This is a genomic window from Pseudomonas sp. NA-150 (assembly GCF_044336365.1).
Lineage (GTDB): Bacteria > Pseudomonadota > Gammaproteobacteria > Pseudomonadales > Pseudomonadaceae > Aquipseudomonas.
This window is the reverse complement of sequence record NZ_CP172305.1, coordinates 3455102-3472769: the sequence shown is the minus strand read 5'-3', so window position 1 is coordinate 3472769 and position 17668 is coordinate 3455102. Positions and strand designations below refer to the sequence as shown.

The following is a 17668-nucleotide window of genomic DNA, read 5'->3' as shown; positions in this document are numbered from 1 at the left end:
GTGGGCGGGCTTTACCGCCTTGCCGCTTAAGCCTCCAGCGCCTTGAGCAGGGTCTTGCTGGTATTGAGCAGCTCGGCGATCAGCTCCTCGTCGTTTACCGCACGAGCCAGGCCGATGGCGCCGACCAGAGTACACATGGTCATCAGCGCCTGGGCACGTTTTTTCGAAGGCTGTTTACTGCGGGTCAGGGACGTGAGTACCGCCAGTTCGCTTTGCACTTCCCGGGTGTACAACGCGCGAATCGGGTCGCTTGCGCGGGACATGTCATTCATCAGGGCGGAGATCGCGCACCCGGTGCCGGGATCAAGCCGATGGTCTTCACTCAGGTAGCTTTCCACCAGATCGGCAAGGGTCAACGTCGAATCGGCCTGTGTGTATTGTTCCAGCGCCTGGGAGCGCTCTTCGAAGACGCATTCCAGCGCTTCTTCAACCAGTTTTTCCCGCGACTCGAAATGCTTGTAAAAGCCACCGCCCGTCCTGCCGGCTTCCTTCATCAGGTCAGCCACGCCAATCCCGTTAATCCCGACTTCGCGAAAACGCTCGGCAGCCAGGTTGACGATCTTTTCGTGAATGGCGGCTTTATCAGCCTGAGAGCGCGACATGGGGTCCTCCGATTGCGTTGGTTCGATGAAATATGGTGACTGATCATACGCCAAAATGATCGCGCGAAGAACCTGATCAGGAGGATGGGTGAAATCCTGAATAAGCGTAGCGCCGCCCGTTGTTACATCGATGATTGGTTGACCTGTGGCGGCGCTCTTGATCTTGATCTTTACGATCAAACTGACGAAACCCACTATCGCCCCGTTCCCTGAACAGGACCGGAGTGGGGGCAGTCCGAGCCTAAGCGAGGGCCCGTATGGCGGGGCGCGTTCAATCGATTACCAGCGCCTCATCCTGCACCGGCTTCGCCGGCGCCTTGATGATCAGTATCAACGGCATCACGCTCAGTGACAGCAGCATCAGCAATTTGAAGTCGTCCAGGTACGCCACCCAACTGGCCTGCACATTGATCATCGCGTCCAGCGCCGCGCGGCCGCTGGCGGTGACCGGATCGAGCATGCTTTTCACCGTCCAGGCGTCGAAGGCATGGTTGAACGGCGTGACATAGGCGGCGATCTGTTCGTGGTTGATCTGAATATTTTGCGCCAACAGCACGCTGACGATGGAGATGCCGACGCTGGAACCGACGTTGCGCGACAGGCTATAGAGGCCGGTACCGTCGGCGCGCAGTGCGGTGGGCAGGGTGGCGAAGGCGACCGTGGTCAAAGGCACGAACAAAAAGCCCAGGCTGGAGCCCTGGATAAACCCGACGTAGACGATGGTCTGGATCGAGACGTCGGGTGTCCAACCGGTCATCAGGTACATCGACAGCGCCGACAGGCACAATCCCCAAAACAGCAACCAGCGGGTGTCGACTTTACCGATCAGGCGCCCGGCGAGGAACATCGTGCACATGGTGCCCAGCCCACGAGGTCCCATGACCATGCCCGCGGTCAGCACCGGGTAACCCATGAGGTTTTGCAGGTAGGGCGTCATCAACGCCAGCGAGGCGAGGTAGGTAATGCCAATGATGAAAATGAAAACAACGCTGATGGAAAAGTTGCGATCCTTGAACAGCTTCGGGCTGATGAATGGCGTGTCGGCGGTGAAGGTGTGGACCAGGAATACATAGGTCGCGGCGAACGCCACCATCGCTTCGATAATGATTTCGCCGGAGGAGAACCAGTCCAGTTGTTCGCCCCGATCCAGAAACAGCTGAATCGCCATGATCGCCACGCTCAGTGAACCAAAGCCCAGCCAGTCCAGGCGCGTGGCTTTGTCGGTGGGCGTCTCGTGCACGTAATAGATGATCCCGGCCAGCGCCAGCATGCCAATCGGCACGTTGATGAAAAACACCCAGCGCCAACTGTAATTCTCTGTCAGCCAGCCCCCCAGCATCGGACCCAATACCGGCCCGACCATCACCGAGACCCCGAACAGCGCCATGGCCGAACCGCGTTCTTCCAGGGTGTAGATATCCAGCAGAATGCCCTGCGACAACGGCACCAGCGCCGCACCGGCCAGGCCTTGCATCAGGCGAAAGAGGATTATTTCGCCAAGGGATTGCGCGATGCCGCACAGCACCGACGACACCACGAAGCCGACGATCGCCCACAGCAATACCCGCTTGCGCCCGAAGCGTCGGGCGAGAAATGCCGAGGGCGGGGTCATGATCGCAGCGGCGACGATGTAGGAGGTCAGCACCCAGTTGATCTGGTCGGAACTGGCCGAGACGCTGCCCTGGATGTAGGGCAGCGCGACGTTGGCGATGGTGGTGTCCAGCGCCTGCATGATCACCGCCAGAATCACGCACAAAGTGACCATCGCGCGATTGGCTGAGGGGGCGCTGGCGGTCGCGGTATTACTCACGGGGCGCGCTCGAATGAGCAAACAGCCCGCTGAACATCGTCGGCAAGCCACGCGCGTGGCCGGTGTCGATCTCGGCTTCGACACTCATGCCGTTGCGCAGTACGGGTTTGCCGGCAGCGTCGTCAATGCGCACCCGCAGGGGAATCCGTTGCACCACCTTAACCCAGTTACCGGTGGTGTTCTGCGCGGGCAGCAGCGAAAAACTGGAGCCCGAGGCCGGGCTGATGCTTTCCACCGTGCCATGCCAGGTCACGCCGGGATAGCTGTCGACGCTGATCTGCACCGATTGCCCCGGCACTACATAGGTGAGTTCGGTTTCCTTGGGCGACGCGTCGACCCACAGTTTATCTGACGACACCAGACTGAATCCGGACTGCGGCGGTTGCAGGTAAGCACCGGCCTTCAATGAATCGACGTTGGTGACCACGCCATCGAAAGGCGCGCGGACCACCGCGTTGTTTAGGTTGCGCCGGGCTTCGTCGACAGCGGCCTGCGCTTGCAGGTACGACGGCTGTTGCTCGAGCGGCGTCTCGATGTGCCCACCCAGTTGCGCGAGCACGGTCTGTGCCTGCGCCTTGGCCACCGCGACTTTTTGCCGGGTGCTGTCCAACGCGTGTTTGGCATCGTCGTAGTTGGTTTTCGACACCGCCGAGACCGCGATCAGCTTCACCTGGCGGTCGAAGCTGGCCTGGTAATACGGGATATCGGTCTGCGCCTGTTCGATTTCGGCCAAGGCCTGGCCGTAGCTGGCCCTGAGGTTGAGGATCTGGTTGCGCACGGCGCCCAACTGGGCGTTGGCGCTGGCCAGAGCAATCTGGAACGGCTCGGGTTTCAGCCGAAACAGCACCTGACCTTGGCTCACGGCCTGGTTATCGGTGACCTCAACCGACGCTACGATCCCGGCGACATCGGTGGAGACGCCCACCCGATCAGCCTGGATATAAGCGTTGTCGGTGGCAATGATCTGTCCGCCGGTGACGTACAGGTAACCCGCCGTCAGGGCCAACACTGGCAGCAACAGAAACAACCCGCTGCGCAGGCGTTGACGCCCCGAAGGTGCCACTTTGTTGGCCTGTGCGGCTGGCGGTGCGCTGGCGGATGCGGGGGCCTCCCGCCGATTGGTTGCAGGCGCTTCGACAGGCCGGACGGTATCGCGTTCGTTTTTTACCGGGGCTTCAGACTCAGACATGGCTGCGCTGCTCCTCATCTGTCGCTTGGGCTTCAACGGGTTGGGCACAGGCGTCCAGCAAGTTGGTACGCATTCGCGTCAGTAGCTGCAGCAGTTGTTCGTTCTCGGCCGGGGAAAATCCGGTGGTGGATTCGCTGCGTGTCGCCGCGCCAAGGCCGCGCATGACGTCGAGCAACGGATGGGCAGCGGCCGTGAGGAACAGCAGCGACATGCGGCGGTCGGTGGGATGTTTGCGGCGTTCGATCAGGCCGTTGGCTTCCATTTTGTCCAGCAGGCGCACCAGGGTGATCGACTCGATCTCCAGCAGGTCGGCCAGGGCTTTCTGGTGAATCCCTTCATTCATCGACAAAATCGCCAGCACGTGCCACTGCGAGCGGGTCAACCCGGTATGACGCGCGCGCTGTTCAAAACGCTTGCGCATCAAGCGCGCCACGTCATGCAGCACGAATCCCATCGTCGGTTGAGTTGCCATGGTATGTCCCTGAAAAGATAGTAAGCATGCTTATCATAATCATGCTTGTGGAGAGCTGGCTATCTTTTACTTCGGGGATTTTGCGAGGCGTGTGATTTGCCTTGTGGGCCTCTTTGCCAACAAGGTCTGTGACAGGAACAAATCCACTGTAGGAGCTGCCGCAGGCTGCGATCACTCTAAATCGCGAAGGCCGTTCCGGTCTTATCGTCGGAGTGCGGCACAAACCTGCGGCAGCTCCTACACGGGGGAGCAGTTCAGACGCCGGGTTTTATCAGAATGTCCCCGAATAGGCACCGCCATCCAGCAACAGGTTTTGCCCGGTCAGGTAGCCGGCGTGGGTGCTGCAAATAAAGGCGCAAAACGCGCCGAATTCATCGGCCTCGCCAAAGCGCCGAGCGGGAATCAGCTGACGTTGGGAATCGATCACACTGTCGACGCTGCTTGCGGAAGATTGCGCGATGGTGTGCAGGTTCTTCTGCAAGCGCTCGGTGTCGAAGCTGCCAGGCAACAGATTGTTGATTGTCACGTTGTGCCCGGCCAGTTGCGGCTGTCGTGCCAGCCCGGCGATGAATCCGGTCAGCCCGCTGCGCGCACCGTTGGACAAGCCGAGGATGTCGATCGGCGCCTTGACCGCGCCCGAGGTGATGTTGATCACGCGACCAAATCCGCGCGCCGCCATGCCATCGACCGTGGCTTTGATCAACTCGATCGGGGTCAGCATGTTGGCGTCCATCGCTTTGAGCCAATCCTCGCGCTGCCAGTCACGGAAGTCGCCAGGCGGCGGGCCACCGGCGTTGTTTACCAGGATATCGACCTGCGGGCAGGCGGCGAGCAAGGCTTCACGCACGCTGGGTTGGGCGACATCACCGACCACGGTAAGCACTTCGATCGCCGGATGCAGGGCGCGCAACTGCTGTGCCGCCTGCTCCAGAGCTTCGCTGCCACGGGCGTTGATCACCAGGTTCACACCTTCCTTTGCCAGCGCCCGTGCGCAGCCCAGCCCCAGCCCTTTGCTGGCGGCGCACACCACGGCCCAGCGTCCTGAGATACCTAGGTCCATAACATTGCTCCTATTGGTTGAACGATGGGTTTTCGGGTTCGATCAGGTCGGTACTGTAGCGGTCTTGGTCGAGGAGGGGATGAATAATAGATCGCCTGTGTAGGAGGGCATATGTATTGCCTGCGAAGGGGGCGGTGCGGTCAGGTTATTGCTTTAGCGTCAGCGTCTGCATCATGAGCATGAGTGTCGCGTATTCAGCCTGGCTGGCCGGGACGATACCGGAGGCATCTTGAGAAGCCAGGAATGAGGAAAGCCCCTTCGGATCGTTGAGCATTGCGCTCCGGATCTTTTCCTTCAGGGACGGGCAGAGGCTGCCGCTGAAGACGAACTGGTCATAGTAGATGGCGTTCGAGCGCCACAGCACGTTGAAGGTCTCGCGATTGATTCGTCCATCGTTCAGATAAGCATCAGCTCGCACGCTGGAGACAAAGGCTGCGTCCACCCGGTGTTCCAGCAGCGCATCCATGGATTTGTCGTGGGAGCCGGCGTAGACCAACGAGCTGAAAAATTGCGACAAGGGCAGGCCGACCTGCGCCGGGAACTCGGCATTCGGCACCATGTTGCCTGAGGTACTGGCCGGGTCGCTCAAAGCCACACGCGCGCCGCGCAGGGCCTTGAGGTCGGTGGCAAATTCGCGACGCACCAGCAGCAGTGACTGATAGTGGTGGCCGGCAGGGGTGAAGTAGCCTGGGTTGATGGTCAGGCTGGCGAACGGTTCGATACGCGAATCGCGTTGATGGGCCAGGACGTAGGATGCGGGGCCCAACCACGCGATATCGACGCCGCCAGACACGATGGCATCGATAACGCTTTCGTAGGATGAGGCCGGAATAATTTCCACCGGCATGCCCAGCGCGGCGCTGAGTCGTTCAAGCAAGGGTTGATATTCACGCTGCAAGTCTTCCAGGGTGCGTTTGGTCCTGGGGATGACCGCGATGCTCACGCTCTGCCGGGAACACTCAGCCTGGGCCAAGGTCGACAGCAGCGAAACCAACAGAAAGACCGAGAGAAACTTCAATGCACGCATGCTTTTTCCATTGCGTTGATAAAGGGGGCGTATTCGTACAGTTGGGTCGAAGCCAACGGTCGGCTGAAGTGATAACCCTGCGCCATGTCGCAACCGGCCAGCTTCAGGCAGATGACTTGCTGCAGGGTCTCGACGCCTTCGGCGACCACCTCCAGTCCCAGGCGTTTAGCCAGAATGATCGTGGAAGAAACAATGGGGCTGTCATCCGGGCTATTGGATAATGGGGCAATCACCGAGCGATCGATTTTCAGCTTGGTCAGGGGCAGTGATTGCAGATGAGCAAAGCCCGCGTAACCCTGACCAAAGTCATCCAGGCTAATGTTCAGCCCAGCAGTGCGCAGGGTTCGCAGGTGTTCGATAGCCGGGCCGTCGTGGTCCAGCACCGTGGTTTCGGTGATTTCCAGTTCCAGGTTGTGTGGTGCGATCTTGTAGTGCTTCAGCTCACGCAGCACACGCTCGCTGAAGTCAGCTTGCCGCAGCTGGATCACCGAGACGTTAATCGCCAGCCGAGAGAGATTGCCTTTTGACTGCCAATACGCCAGCTCTTCACACGCCAGACGCAGGACTTCCCAGCCGAGCGCGATGATGAATCCACTGCGTTCGGCCAGTGAAATGAAGCGATCCGGATAGAGCAATCCGAATTCAGGATGCTGCCAGCGCACCAAGGCTTCATAACTTTCCACCTGCATGGAGTCCAGACGGATTTGTGGCTGGTAATGCAGGGTGAACTGACGATCGCTGAGTGCCCCGCCAAACGCCTGCTCCAGCATGAATTCGTTGGCGTCCGTGACGTTCAGCGACGGATCAAAGAATCGATACTGCCCACGCCCGGCGTTCTTGGCGGAGTACATGGCCGCATCGGCACAGCGGATCATGTCCTCGATATTTTGCCCGTCGCGAGGGCAGATGCTGACGCCGACGCTGGGGCTGGTAGTCAGCTCTTGTCCGTCCAGCGAATAAATCGTCGATAACTTTGCCACCAGTTTGCACACCCAGCTATCGATTTGCTCCTCACTGCGTTCGCCGGCCAGCAGTACGACAAACTCGTCGCCGCCGAAGCGTGCGGCTTCATCGGCGGGCTCCAGTAAACGGGTGATCCGTCCCGCCACCGCCTGCAACAACAGGTCGCCTATTCGATGCCCCAGCGAGTCGTTGATCGATTTGAAACGGTCCATGTCGATGAACAGAATCGCCAGCAGCCGGCGCTTGCCTCGCTGTCGTGTCAAAGCCTTGGCCGCAACTTCGAGGAATCGTCGTCGGTTGTGAAGACCGCTCAGATGGTCAGTCGCCGCCGCATGGCTGCTGAGCTGATGTTCGTCCTCCAGACGCCGGATCAGGCCCTGGTTGACCCGTTGCGCCTGCTCCAGGGCGTCGAACGCTTCCTGACGCCGGTTCAATACACGCAGGGTCCAGATCAGGCCGCCCAGAATGAACAGCGTCATGCCAACGTTCAGCCAAAGTTGGCGCCGGTAGGTGAGTTCTGATGAGGCGAGGATCTCATCCTGCGGTTGGCTGACGATCACGCTGAAGCCGCGCGGTGACATTCGCCGGTACAGGCTTTGATATTCAGTGGTTAACGCAGTGGTGGCCACGAGGGTGGTCGCGTACTGATTGATCTCGCCGAATTCATCGCCGTTGTCCGCGAATTCGGGACTCAACGGCTGGCCGGAGACGACGACACCGCTGGTGTTGATGCGCAGGCGCTCGTGACCCTCGCTGTCGATCAGACGCATCATGCCACTGCGACCCAGATCGATATGCTCGAACAGCGCCGCCAGGTAGCCGACATCCAGCTGAACCACCAGAATACTGTCCAGTTGACGCATCGACGAATCGGACAAGGGGAGCAGGAAGGGCAGGCGCCAGTTCGGTAATGCCGCTGCGTTTTGCGTTGGCAGTGAGCCGGCCATGAACGGTTTTAAACCAAAGTGTTCAATGTGGCTGTGTAACTGGGTCATCCAGCTTGCGGGCAGTTCCTGCGGCGCATCACCATGGCTGGCGGATAACAGACGGCCGTCTTTGCTGTAGAGGCTCATGCGTTTGAACACCGGGTCTTCGGCGAGCATGCGCACCAGCCCCAGGTGACGATCTTGCATTTGCTCCAGATCGCCACCCGCAACCTTGCCAATCGCCTGAGCACGATCGACCAGTTGCCGCAAGTTCTCCGCGGCGATGGTTGCCAGATTGAGGTGTTCCGCGGTCTTGGCGGCGAGTGCTCCGTGCCTGGAAGTGGCCTTCTGCTGGATGAACAGCCCCCACAGAAATATCAACATGGCGGTGCACAGCAAGACGAGCAGCCATCGTAAAAAGCGCAGCGAGGAAGTATACCGGCTGGTCACTACACATTCCTCCAATCGCAGGGTAGTGGCAAATTACTACTAGTTTGTGACGGAAGTGTGACGATGGTGTGTGAGCGGTGGGTCGTCAGCCGTCCGCGCTGCTTCCAAGGGCGGTAGCTAAAAAATCGGCAAACGCGCGCGCAGCCAGGCGCGTTGTCCGCCCCATCGGGAAGTACGCGTAGACGGGCAACTCTGCCATTGTCCAGTCCGGGAGTACCTGTACCAACGCACCGTTTTCCAGCTCCAGCCTGCACGCCCAAGACGTTGTCGACGTGAGGCCAAGACCTCCCGTAGCCGCTGCCAGCGCACCCGCAGTGTCATTGGTAGAAACCTGAGGGTTCAGGGTGATCGAGCAGACCTTGCCATCACGTTCAAATTGCCAGGATGAGACGTGTGAGCCTGACGGACCGCCGACCACTCGATGATGTTCGATGTCAGCCGGCACCAGCGGTGTACCGTGGCGTGCGAGGTAGGCCGGGGAGGCCACGATCACCCGGCGCATGGTGCCTATCTGCCTCGCTGTACCCGCCAGGTCTGGCAGGCTGCCCACGCGGATACCCACGTCTACCGCCTCCTTGACCATGTCCTGCCACTTGTCTTCGAGCAACAACTCAATGTGCAGTAATGGGTGGCGTTCGGTAAAGACGGACAGTGTGGGGATGACAACGCGCAGGCCCATGGTCGATGGCATGCCGATTCGCAGCAGGCCGCGCAGCTCGCCCGTTTCTCGCACGCTGTTCTCGGCGTCATCGACGGCGGCGAGGATCGGCTCGATACGCGCCAGAAACTCCATGCCGGCCTCGGTTGGAACCACCGCCCGGGTGGTACGTGAGAGCAGGCGCGCGCCTAAGCCGGCCTCCAGTTCCGCGATCATCCGCGAGACCTGCGACTGTGCCAGTCCGCTCTCGCGAGCGGCCGCCGAGAAGCTCCCGAGGCGCGCAACGCGGGTGTAGAGCCTCAATGCGTGAATATCTTTCAGGGCCATTGGATTACCTGTCTCTCTGCGACGTTCACTGATGCTGAATTGAGATAAATCATAGACCAATTCGACCGCTACCGGGCATGGATGGAAACCGACATAGTTGATCCATCGGAGCGAAGCACAGGCTTCCCCTGACAGATAACCATCCATCATTACTGTTGAGGAAATCACTATGAACATCGCTCACTCCATCGCTCTCGTCACTGGCGCCAATCGCGGTATCGGCCGTACCTTCGTTGAAGAACTGCTCAAGCGCGGTGTTGCCAAAATTTACGTTGCCGCACGTGACACCGCGTCGCTGGCTGACCTGCTCAAAAACGGCGATAGCCGCCTGGTGCCGCTGCCACTCGACGTGACGGATCCTGATCAGGTGGCTGCTGCGGCCAGCGTCGCCTCCGACGTCACACTGTTGATCAACAACGCCGGTTATGCCGCCTTCGATGGTGCGATTTCTGCGCCGAACATGGGCGATGCCCGTGCCGAAATGGAAGTTAACTACTTCGGTCCTTTGGCCCTGACGCGTGCTTTCGCGCCGATCCTGGCGAAGACCGGCGGTGCCGTGGTCAACATGCTGTCGATGTTGTCGCTGATCAGCCTGCCAATGGCCGCCACCTACTCGGCGTCCAAAGCGGCGGGGCTTTCCCTTACTCGCAGCCTGCGCGCCGAACTGGGCGCTCAGGGTACGCAAGTCATTGGTGTTCTCGCCGTGCAGACCGACACCGCCATGGGCGCCAAGCTGCCAGAACCACGCCTCAGCCCGGTTGAAGTGGTCACCGACGTACTGGATGCGATCGAAGCCGGTACCAACGACGAAGTGGTTGCAGGCGCCCAAACGCGCGGCATCCATCAGGCCTTCACTGCTGACCCGCAGAAAGTGCAGAGCATGATGCTGACCAAACTGCCTAAGCGTGCCTGACACCGTTAACGACGTGCCTGCTGGGAGCAAGCACTTTTTTAATCTCATTAACAATTATCGGAGACTGTGATGAACGTACTCGACACCCTTTTAGCGCGTAACGAAGCCTTCGCGACCACTGGATTTTCCGCAGACCTGAAGATTGTGCCGTCGCTTAAAACCATGATCATCGGCTGCGTCGACACGCGCGTCGACCCTGCCGATATCCTGGGCGTCAAGGCAGGCGAAGCTGTGGTTATTCGCAATGTAGGTGGCCGTATAGAGCCTGCGACGTTGCACAACATCGCGATCCTGAGTGCCGTGACCACCGCCAGTGGCGGCAAGATGGGGCAGGGGTGGAACCTCATCGTTCTGCACCATACCGACTGTGGTATCAAACCTTGCCTGGGTCATGCACCGGAGTTACTCGCCACGTACTTCGACGTTCCCGTTGCGGATCTCGACAAGCTGGCGATCAACGATCCCTATGCATCGGTTGCTGTAGACGTCGCCGCGTTGAAAGCCAACCCGAATCTGTCGGGCGATTTCATGGTTTCCGGCCTTGTTTATGACGTTAAAACCGGGCGAGTGGAGACGGTTGTTCCGCCTGCGTTGCTGCGTCCGACTGAATCCACAGGATGTTGAGCCGGGGTTTCTGAATTCTGATCAGGTTTAGGTCGAATCGACGCATCAATGCTGACAGGTAGACCAAACGAGCCGAAAAGGGCAGGCGCCAATTACATGAAAGCTCTGGGACAGTGCATACGCCGAGCCCATCGGCATTATGCGGCATACCCAGAGCCCCATCCCGGCAAGCCCTGACCGGATCCCTCTGCAAGTCCGGCGTTCACCAGCGTCGGGTTTCACCTTTAAATCTCAGTCAAAACACCAGGCTGAACATCTGCCTGCAGACCGCTTCTTCGATACTCAGGGCGGCCAGCCACGAGGTCCTGGGGTTTGCGGGAAGCGGGTTGTTGGCCAAGTGGATGCTGAGCTCACCGAATGGCCCACGAGCCTGTACTTCATGCACGTTACGCTCAGTATCCGGATCAGCCACCAACTCCACCTGAGTCTTGTCAAAGCCCACACCGGACAAGGCGACTGCTGCGGTGACATTGGCGTTCTTGGGAAACTGTATCGACGCTTGCGCAGCAGTGCCTCGGAAGATGGTGGTCGGCAAGTTGATACGTGCCAGATCGAAGGCTTGCTCGGCGGGCGAACCGGCCCAGGCCCGGGGTGGTTTGCGACCGACATACAGCACTTCGTCCAGACCCGCCAACCGTGCCGATCGCAATGCGTCCAGACCGCCGATAGCACCGGACACCAGAATCAACCGTGCATTGCCTTCCTGCGCCGCGTTGTGCAAATGACTGTGCAGGGGTTGGTCGGCCAATGCCCCGATCGAGGCGACAATGACGTCTATACCTGCCGCCAACAGCACTGGAACCGTACTGATGACGGCGGAGTGGCCCGCGCACTCGATGACGAGGTCAGGTCGCCAGGCGATCAACTCCTCGACATTGTTGCATGACTGAAAAGGGCGCAACGACGCGCAGGCGCTTGATGCCATGGCATGGTTGAGCACCGCATAAGCCGCCAGGGGCAAATGCGTGGTCTGTAAGGCCTTGAGCACTTGTGTGCCGATTGCGCCCAGGCCGATGATGCCCACCCGAGAGAGCGTTCTAGTGGTCATGCCGCCGACTCCCAAAAGGATTGCAGCAACGCGCAATAGACCGAGGTGCGGGTCACAGGCGCAAAGTGGCCGCCTGACAACTCGATCAATGCGGCACCGCGTATCAGACGCGCCAGTTCCTCAGAATGATAGAACGGCACGATGTAATCGTCCCGTGCGCCAATCACGGTGACCGGATGGCAAATGGTCCCGAGTTCGCCATGGCGGCTGTAGTTCAACAACATGTCCATGCGGGCCTGGTTCATCTCGATATCAACCGACGACGGCTCATCGAAGTTCAGCGCAGGCTCGACGGCAAAGTGCTCTTCGTAATAGCGCGACGGATAGGCGATGAGACGGGTCAGCACGTTGTAGGCCGTGCCGCCCAAGTGCGCCAGCAAGTATTTGCGGTAGGCGAAGAAATCCGCGAATCGTTTGTCGGGCTGCGCCCAGCCACTGCTCAGCACAATGCTGGTCACCTGTTTTGGATAGTCCAGCGCCATGGCCTGCGCCACCAGCGAACCGGTCGAATGCCCCACCAGATGCGCACGCTCCAGACCCTTGTTGTCCATTACCTGGAGCACGGTGTCGACAATGCCTGGGATGGTCGGCAAGCCCTCGATGCTGCTTCGCCCGACGCCGGGATGATCGAACGTGATGACTCGATAACTGCTGCTCAGCCGCTCGATGACTGGTTGCCAGAACGCGCCCAGACCGCCAAGGCCTGAGATGAGTATGACCGCTGGCCCCTGGCCGCAGTCCTGTGTGGAAATGGGTGTGGACATGGCAGGCCTCAACTTTTGGTGTAGGCGAACAGACCAGTACCTTCGATCTGTTCGATATTGGCCGGGCGCTCAAACGGCTCAGGTGCCGGTTCGCCGAACTGGCGTGGACGACCGATATCACGGAAGAACGTTTCCAGCCCGCTGGGCGTCATGAACCAGACCCAATGCAGATCTACATCACCCTCGTTGATGAAGGTGTGGGAATTGTGCTCACCGAGAAACAGCGTGACGCCAGGCTCAAGCGTGTAGGGCTTGCCATCGACCACCGCCGACCCAGTGCCGCTGACGAAATGCAGCACTTCTTCATTGGCCGAATGGGCGTGCTCACGGACCCGCCCGCCTGGCGGTAAGGTTTGAGTGCCGACCGCAAAGTCGCGGTTCATTTTAAACAGCTGGGGTGAAACGGCCACGGTCACATGACCGTTCGCCGGCTTGGGCTGCCAGTAGCTAATCTCGGTTTCCCGCGTGATGTATTTCAAGCTGCCTTTGGGCTCGTCGGTTTGAGTGTCTTTTGAGTCAGTCATGTGTACTTCCTCCAAAAAATGATGAGAAACGGCACCTTACTGGGATCCTGTCAGCAATCGTTTTCACTGATATCAAAACGGTTTAGATTCACGTTCATTGACAATAATTGCTTATCTTTTGCTTTTTTTGTAATCGGTTACAACGTGTGCCGCAATGACCGTCCATCTTTTGCCTTGCGCCCGGTCAGCAGGCGCAAGCCGGCCAGTCATTTTATGTCTCGCCAGATGTCGCTCAAGGTGTAGCCGGTCGGGAACGGATCGGACTCATCGAGTACGTACTGATGAAATCCGGTAATCCAGGCGCTGCCCTCGATAGTCGGACGAATGCCGGGCAACCCGCCCACGGTGAGAAGCTCGACAATTTCCGCGTTGAAGGTGGACCCGATAATCGATTCGTGGATGAAACGTTCGCCCGGTTTGATCTGCCCTTTGGCATGCATCACGGCCAGGCGAGCGCTGGTGCCGGTGCCGCAAGGCGAGCGGTCGAGTCGACCTGGAGAAACGATGACCCCGTTTTTCGAACGCTTGCCGCCGTCGATGTCGAATAACGGGCCGGTGAACAGCGTCTGATTGATGGTGTGGATGTCCGGGTACTCAGGATGAACCACTGGAATCTGCTCGGCAGCAGCGGCCTTGATGATCTCGCCCACTTCGGACAACTCCCCCGCCTCGGAGGGCGTAATGTCATAGCCCAGCGCCGCCGCATCGACCAGTACGTAGTTCATGCCGCCATAGGCCGCATCGACGGTCAGTGAACCGATACCGGGGACCTCGATAACCCTGTCCAGGGCGTGGACGAAGCACGGCACGTTGGCGAACTTGACGCTGACGCACTTGCCATCGCGACAGGTAGCCTCGACCCTGACGATGCCGCCGGGCGCTTCCAGAGTCATGTGTGTCACTGGCTCCTGCATCGCAATCATGCCTGTCTCCAGCAATGCTGTGACGGTACAGATGGTATTGCTGCCGGACATGGCGGCGTAGAACTCGGCCTCCATGATGATGAAGCCGACATCGGCCTCGGGGTGCGAGGACGGCAACACCAGATTGATGCACTGGGTTACGCTGCCTCGGGGCTCGTGTAACAGGAACCGCCTCAAGTCATCGCCTTCGTTCTGCAGGTACAGCATCTTGTCGAGCATGGTCTTGCCCGGCACGTCCAGCACACCACCGGTGATCACATCATTGCGCTCGCCGCCGACATGGACACCTACGACGTTGATCATACGTTTCATCTTCATACGCACCTTCCTGAAAACAGCGTCAGAAACCGGGCCACAGCCCTTGCGGTTCAGATCACCACGCGGTGTAGCCACCGTCGACGGTGAACATTGCGCCGGTGGCAAAATTGGAGTCATCACAGGCCAGGAACATTGCCATGCGCGCGATATCCATGGGCTGCCCCATTTTATTGAGCGGCGAACGGGCCTCCAGCCCACGCTTGAACGCGGCGGGATCCGGCACTTCCTGGAAAATCTTGTCGTAGTAACTGGAGGCAATGACCCCCGGAGCGATGCTGTTGACCCGAATACCTTCGGCGGCGTGGTCCAGCGCCATGGCCCGCGTCAGGGCGGCAACGCCGCCTTTGGCCGCAACGTACGCCGCGCGATCCTTGATGCCGACTACCGAGATGGTAGACGCCATATTGATGATGACCCCACCGCCGCGCTTGACGATCTGCGGGACCACGTACTTGGAGCACAGAAAAACACCCTTGAGGTTAGCGTCGATGACCTGGTCCCAGATCTCCTCCTCCAGCGTGACCACGGTTCCCAGCGTCCCGAAGCCCGCGTTATTGAACAGGATGTCGATGCCGCCGAAATGCTCCACCGCCTGCTCGACCATGTGTTGCACCTGGCTGGCGACCGCGACGTCGGCTTGCACCGCAAACGCTTGAGAGCCGATGGAGTCAGCCACGGCCTGGGCCTGTTCGATGTAACGATCGGCGACGACCACCCTGGCACCGTTCTCGGCAAACAACCTGGCGGTGGCTTCTCCGATACCGGCACCCGCACCTGTAATCAATACAACTTTATCTTTTAGTTTCATGAGTGTTCACCTGACTATCGATCGGGAGGCGTCATTGAGCGGCCAACAACGCTTGCTAGTGGATTCACAGACCGCTGAGTGAAGGGAGCGTTAAAGTTTCAAGCGATGCAGTATTCTGTCTTCCACCACTGAAACAGCACGGGTCAAAGGAAAGGCAATCATGAAGTAAATACCGGCAATCAACGTTAATACTTCAATAGGGTGCCCGGTTGCACTGGAGACATTACGGCCCACAAACATCATGTCCGCCATGCCCACCGCCGAGACGATGGCCGACTCTTTGAACACCGAAACAGCGTTCGACAATAACGTCGGTGCCGCCCGTAATAATGATTGTGGAAGAATCACATACAGCATCATGACTCGCCCTGGAACACCCAGTGCAACACTGGCATCCCATTGTTCTTTCTCGATGGTGGCAAACGCCGACCTGAACGACTCACTGCAAATGGCCGCCATATACATCATCAGGGCGAAGAAGGCAGAAAAGAATGGGCTGGTCTCGACGCCGAAGATGATCGGAAAGCAAAAGAACACCCAAAACAACTGAATCAACACCGGCACACCCCGCAGAAACTCAACGACGGTCGTCGCCACGGTGGCAGGAAGTAGGGAACTGTAGTTCCTTATATACGCCAGAAAAAAACCCACCACGGCGCCGACCGCAATGGCCGCCAGCGCAACGTGCAAGGTGATCAGCAATCCCGATCCAATGACCGGCAAAAACTTCCAGAGAATCGCAAAGTCGAAAGTGTACGTCACGGTCGTTTCTCCTTACCTGGCGTCGATCAATCGACTGGTGCGCTTGCTGACGAACTCAACGACGCGACTCAGGACCAGGGAAATCACAAAGTAGATACCCGCTGCTACCGTAAACACTTCTACCGGTCGGTACGTTAGTGAGGCCAGTGCTTTGGATTCGTACATCAAGTCGTTGACTGCCACCAGAGCGACCAACGCACTTTGCTGGATCATGCCGATGCTGTTGGTCAGCAAGACGGGAACCGCCAAACGCAGGGCCTGGGGGAACACCACGAAGCGATAGTACTGGGCGCGCTTGAGCCCCAGCGCCACGGCAGCATCGCCATGAGCACTGGGAACCGCCTGAATCGCGGCCCGATACGCTTCTGCGTTATACGCGGTCAAGTTCAGGGAAAACGCAATGACGCCCATGGTGAAGGGTTCCCAGAACACATTGAACAGCACCGGTACGCAATAAAAGAACCACACGATCTGCACCAGTGCAGGGGTGCAGCGGAATATTTCGATGTACGCCCGAATCGGCAAACGCACGATCCTGTAGGGACTGATCGATAGCAACGCAACAATGAAACCGGTGAAGGTGGAGGTCACAATCGTCAGGGCTGAGAGTTCGAGCGTGATTATCAGCCCGGACCCAAGTTGCCCGGCATTACTAAATACGGAATGAAAGTCCATTATCTAACCCTCACTCGAGTGCGCCGGATCTGATGGTTTTCAGAAACTCTCGGGTTCGCGGCATTTGTGGCGCGCCAAAGAACTCGTTGGGCGGAGCGGATTCGACGATTACGCCACCGGCACAAAAGACGATTTCGGTCGCAATGTTTTTCGCAAAGCACATGTCATGGGTCACGATCATCATCGGCATACCACCGTCGGCCAACTCCGACATCATGCCCTCGACCTCGAATACCAGCTCGGGGTCCAGAGCAGAGGTGACTTCATCGAACAGCATCAGCTTGGGGTCAAGCATCAATGCCCTGGCAATGGCCACGCGTTGTTTCTGTCCACCGGACAACTTGGACGGGTGCGCATCGAGCTTGGCGGCCAGGCCAAAACGCGTCAGCAAGATTTCGGCCTTTTCGTTCGCCTTGCTCGGCGCGACACCATGAGCACGGACCGGCGCCAACGTCAGGTTTTGTCGGACCGTCAGGTGTGGAAACAGTGTGTAATGCTGAAACACCATTCCTATTTGTTTTTGCAGCGCGCGGTTGATGACCGTCTTGCCATTTTGGCCGGTAGAAATATAACGTTCTCCGTGCATTTCAATGCTGCCCGAATCAATATCCTCCAGGCCCATGACACAACGCAGCAGGGTGCTTTTTCCGCCACCGCTAGGCCCGACGATGACCAGTCGGTCGTTTCGGGCAATGGTACGGTCCAGGCCATTGAGCACTTTTAGCGCGCCCAGGCCGTAACTTTTATGCAGGTTCGAAATCTTGATGAATGCTTCGGACATCTCGGTATCTCTCACAAGTACTGTGCTGGGAGCCGCCGCTTGGA

At 58.8% G+C, this 17668-nt stretch carries 18 protein-coding genes; 2 read left to right on the top strand and 16 right to left on the bottom strand.

Going from position 1 to position 17668, the window contains the following annotated elements:
* Positions 1-26: 26 nt before the first annotated feature.
* From ACF0H7_RS16355 to ACF0H7_RS16320, 8 genes are all read right to left on the bottom strand, one after another.
* Positions 27-602 carry a TetR/AcrR family transcriptional regulator gene (locus tag ACF0H7_RS16355; RefSeq protein WP_397447958.1) on the bottom strand — a complete coding sequence of 192 codons (576 nt, stop codon included), beginning with the start codon at positions 600-602 and terminating at the stop codon, positions 27-29.
* Between the two features lie 271 nt (positions 603-873).
* Complete coding sequence (locus tag ACF0H7_RS16350) at positions 874-2367, bottom strand: DHA2 family efflux MFS transporter permease subunit (protein ID WP_397453915.1); 1494 nt, start codon at positions 2365-2367, stop codon at positions 874-876.
* Between the two features lie 37 nt (positions 2368-2404).
* Positions 2405-3601 carry an HlyD family secretion protein gene (locus tag ACF0H7_RS16345; RefSeq protein ID WP_397447957.1) on the bottom strand — a complete coding sequence of 399 codons (1197 nt, stop codon included), beginning with the start codon at positions 3599-3601 and terminating at the stop codon, positions 2405-2407.
* A complete protein-coding gene (locus ACF0H7_RS16340; protein WP_397447956.1) occupies positions 3594-4073 on the bottom strand; it encodes a MarR family winged helix-turn-helix transcriptional regulator in 480 nt (159 codons plus the stop codon). Before ACF0H7_RS16340 ends, ACF0H7_RS16345 begins: the two co-directional genes overlap by 8 nt.
* 271 nt (positions 4074-4344) lie before the next feature.
* Positions 4345-5133, bottom strand: a complete 789-nt coding sequence (locus tag ACF0H7_RS16335; RefSeq protein ID WP_397447955.1) for an SDR family oxidoreductase — start codon at positions 5131-5133, stop codon at positions 4345-4347.
* A 145-nt stretch (positions 5134-5278) separates the two neighbouring features.
* Positions 5279-6160 (bottom strand): phosphate/phosphite/phosphonate ABC transporter substrate-binding protein, encoded by an 882-nt coding sequence (locus ACF0H7_RS16330; RefSeq protein ID WP_397453775.1) that lies wholly within the window; start codon positions 6158-6160, stop codon positions 5279-5281.
* Positions 6148-8499 carry a putative bifunctional diguanylate cyclase/phosphodiesterase gene (locus ACF0H7_RS16325; RefSeq protein WP_397453773.1) on the bottom strand — a complete coding sequence of 784 codons (2352 nt, stop codon included), beginning with the start codon at positions 8497-8499 and terminating at the stop codon, positions 6148-6150. The genes ACF0H7_RS16330 and ACF0H7_RS16325 overlap by 13 nt, the downstream gene beginning before the upstream one ends.
* 85 nt (positions 8500-8584) lie before the next feature.
* Positions 8585-9661, bottom strand: coding sequence for a LysR family transcriptional regulator (locus tag ACF0H7_RS16320; protein ID WP_397453771.1), 1077 nt, complete (start codon positions 9659-9661; stop codon positions 8585-8587).
* On the opposite strand from ACF0H7_RS16320, the gene ACF0H7_RS16315 reads away from it, so the two are divergent.
* Both ACF0H7_RS16315 and ACF0H7_RS16310 read left to right on the top strand, forming a co-directional pair.
* Positions 9654-10397 (top strand): SDR family NAD(P)-dependent oxidoreductase, encoded by a 744-nt coding sequence (locus tag ACF0H7_RS16315; RefSeq protein ID WP_397453769.1) that lies wholly within the window; start codon positions 9654-9656, stop codon positions 10395-10397. The genes ACF0H7_RS16320 and ACF0H7_RS16315 overlap by 8 nt on opposite strands.
* A 69-nt stretch (positions 10398-10466) precedes the next feature.
* Positions 10467-11021: a carbonic anhydrase gene (locus tag ACF0H7_RS16310; protein ID WP_397453767.1), complete on the top strand. Its 555-nt coding sequence runs from the start codon at positions 10467-10469 to the stop codon at positions 11019-11021.
* A gap of 235 nt (positions 11022-11256) precedes the next feature.
* Here ACF0H7_RS16310 and ACF0H7_RS16305 read toward each other — a convergent pair whose 3' ends face one another.
* From ACF0H7_RS16305 to ACF0H7_RS16270, 8 genes are all read right to left on the bottom strand, one after another.
* A complete protein-coding gene (locus ACF0H7_RS16305; protein WP_397453765.1) occupies positions 11257-12069 on the bottom strand; it encodes an aspartate dehydrogenase in 813 nt (270 codons plus the stop codon).
* Positions 12066-12833, bottom strand: a complete 768-nt coding sequence (locus ACF0H7_RS16300; RefSeq protein ID WP_397453763.1) for an alpha/beta fold hydrolase — start codon at positions 12831-12833, stop codon at positions 12066-12068. Before ACF0H7_RS16300 ends, ACF0H7_RS16305 begins: the two co-directional genes overlap by 4 nt.
* Before the next feature lie 8 nt (positions 12834-12841).
* Positions 12842-13357, bottom strand: coding sequence for a cupin domain-containing protein (locus ACF0H7_RS16295; RefSeq protein ID WP_397453761.1), 516 nt, complete (start codon positions 13355-13357; stop codon positions 12842-12844).
* A gap of 206 nt (positions 13358-13563) precedes the next feature.
* Positions 13564-14598: a proline racemase family protein gene (locus ACF0H7_RS16290; protein WP_397453759.1), complete on the bottom strand. Its 1035-nt coding sequence runs from the start codon at positions 14596-14598 to the stop codon at positions 13564-13566.
* A 55-nt stretch (positions 14599-14653) separates the two neighbouring features.
* Positions 14654-15406, bottom strand: a complete 753-nt coding sequence (locus ACF0H7_RS16285) for an SDR family oxidoreductase (protein WP_397453757.1) — start codon at positions 15404-15406, stop codon at positions 14654-14656.
* A gap of 90 nt (positions 15407-15496) precedes the next feature.
* Complete coding sequence (locus ACF0H7_RS16280) at positions 15497-16168, bottom strand: amino acid ABC transporter permease (protein ID WP_397453755.1); 672 nt, start codon at positions 16166-16168, stop codon at positions 15497-15499.
* A gap of 12 nt (positions 16169-16180) precedes the next feature.
* Entirely contained in the window at positions 16181-16843 is a 663-nt protein-coding gene (locus ACF0H7_RS16275; RefSeq protein WP_397453754.1) for an amino acid ABC transporter permease, read from the bottom strand.
* A 10-nt stretch (positions 16844-16853) separates the two neighbouring features.
* Positions 16854-17624, bottom strand: coding sequence for an amino acid ABC transporter ATP-binding protein (locus ACF0H7_RS16270; RefSeq protein ID WP_397453752.1), 771 nt, complete (start codon positions 17622-17624; stop codon positions 16854-16856).
* Positions 17625-17668: the final 44 nt, after the last annotated feature.

What these genes read in the sequence shown, in the direction of transcription:
- ACF0H7_RS16355 (WP_397447958.1), bottom strand. Translation starts at nt 602, where the DNA reads ATGTCGCGCTCTCAGGCTGATAAAGCCGCCATTCACGAAAAGATCGTC.
- ACF0H7_RS16350 (WP_397453915.1), bottom strand. Translation starts at nt 2,367, where the DNA reads ATGGTCACTTTGTGCGTGATTCTGGCGGTGATCATGCAGGCGCTGGAC.
- ACF0H7_RS16345 (WP_397447957.1), bottom strand. Translation starts at nt 3,601, where the DNA reads ATGTCTGAGTCTGAAGCCCCGGTAAAAAACGAACGCGATACCGTCCGG.
- ACF0H7_RS16340 (WP_397447956.1), bottom strand. Translation starts at nt 4,073, where the DNA reads ATGGCAACTCAACCGACGATGGGATTCGTGCTGCATGACGTGGCGCGC.
- ACF0H7_RS16335 (WP_397447955.1), bottom strand. Translation starts at nt 5,133, where the DNA reads ATGGACCTAGGTATCTCAGGACGCTGGGCCGTGGTGTGCGCCGCCAGC.
- ACF0H7_RS16330 (WP_397453775.1), bottom strand. Translation starts at nt 6,160, where the DNA reads ATGCGTGCATTGAAGTTTCTCTCGGTCTTTCTGTTGGTTTCGCTGCTG.
- ACF0H7_RS16315 (WP_397453769.1), top strand. Translation starts at nt 9,654, where the DNA reads ATGAACATCGCTCACTCCATCGCTCTCGTCACTGGCGCCAATCGCGGT.
- ACF0H7_RS16320 (WP_397453771.1), bottom strand. Translation starts at nt 9,661, where the DNA reads ATGTTCATAGTGATTTCCTCAACAGTAATGATGGATGGTTATCTGTCA.
- ACF0H7_RS16310 (WP_397453767.1), top strand. Translation starts at nt 10,467, where the DNA reads ATGAACGTACTCGACACCCTTTTAGCGCGTAACGAAGCCTTCGCGACC.
- ACF0H7_RS16305 (WP_397453765.1), bottom strand. Translation starts at nt 12,069, where the DNA reads ATGACCACTAGAACGCTCTCTCGGGTGGGCATCATCGGCCTGGGCGCA.
- ACF0H7_RS16300 (WP_397453763.1), bottom strand. Translation starts at nt 12,833, where the DNA reads ATGTCCACACCCATTTCCACACAGGACTGCGGCCAGGGGCCAGCGGTC.
- ACF0H7_RS16295 (WP_397453761.1), bottom strand. Translation starts at nt 13,357, where the DNA reads ATGACTGACTCAAAAGACACTCAAACCGACGAGCCCAAAGGCAGCTTG.
- ACF0H7_RS16290 (WP_397453759.1), bottom strand. Translation starts at nt 14,598, where the DNA reads ATGAAGATGAAACGTATGATCAACGTCGTAGGTGTCCATGTCGGCGGC.
- ACF0H7_RS16285 (WP_397453757.1), bottom strand. Translation starts at nt 15,406, where the DNA reads ATGAAACTAAAAGATAAAGTTGTATTGATTACAGGTGCGGGTGCCGGT.
- ACF0H7_RS16275 (WP_397453754.1), bottom strand. Translation starts at nt 16,843, where the DNA reads ATGGACTTTCATTCCGTATTTAGTAATGCCGGGCAACTTGGGTCCGGG.
- ACF0H7_RS16270 (WP_397453752.1), bottom strand. Translation starts at nt 17,624, where the DNA reads ATGTCCGAAGCATTCATCAAGATTTCGAACCTGCATAAAAGTTACGGC.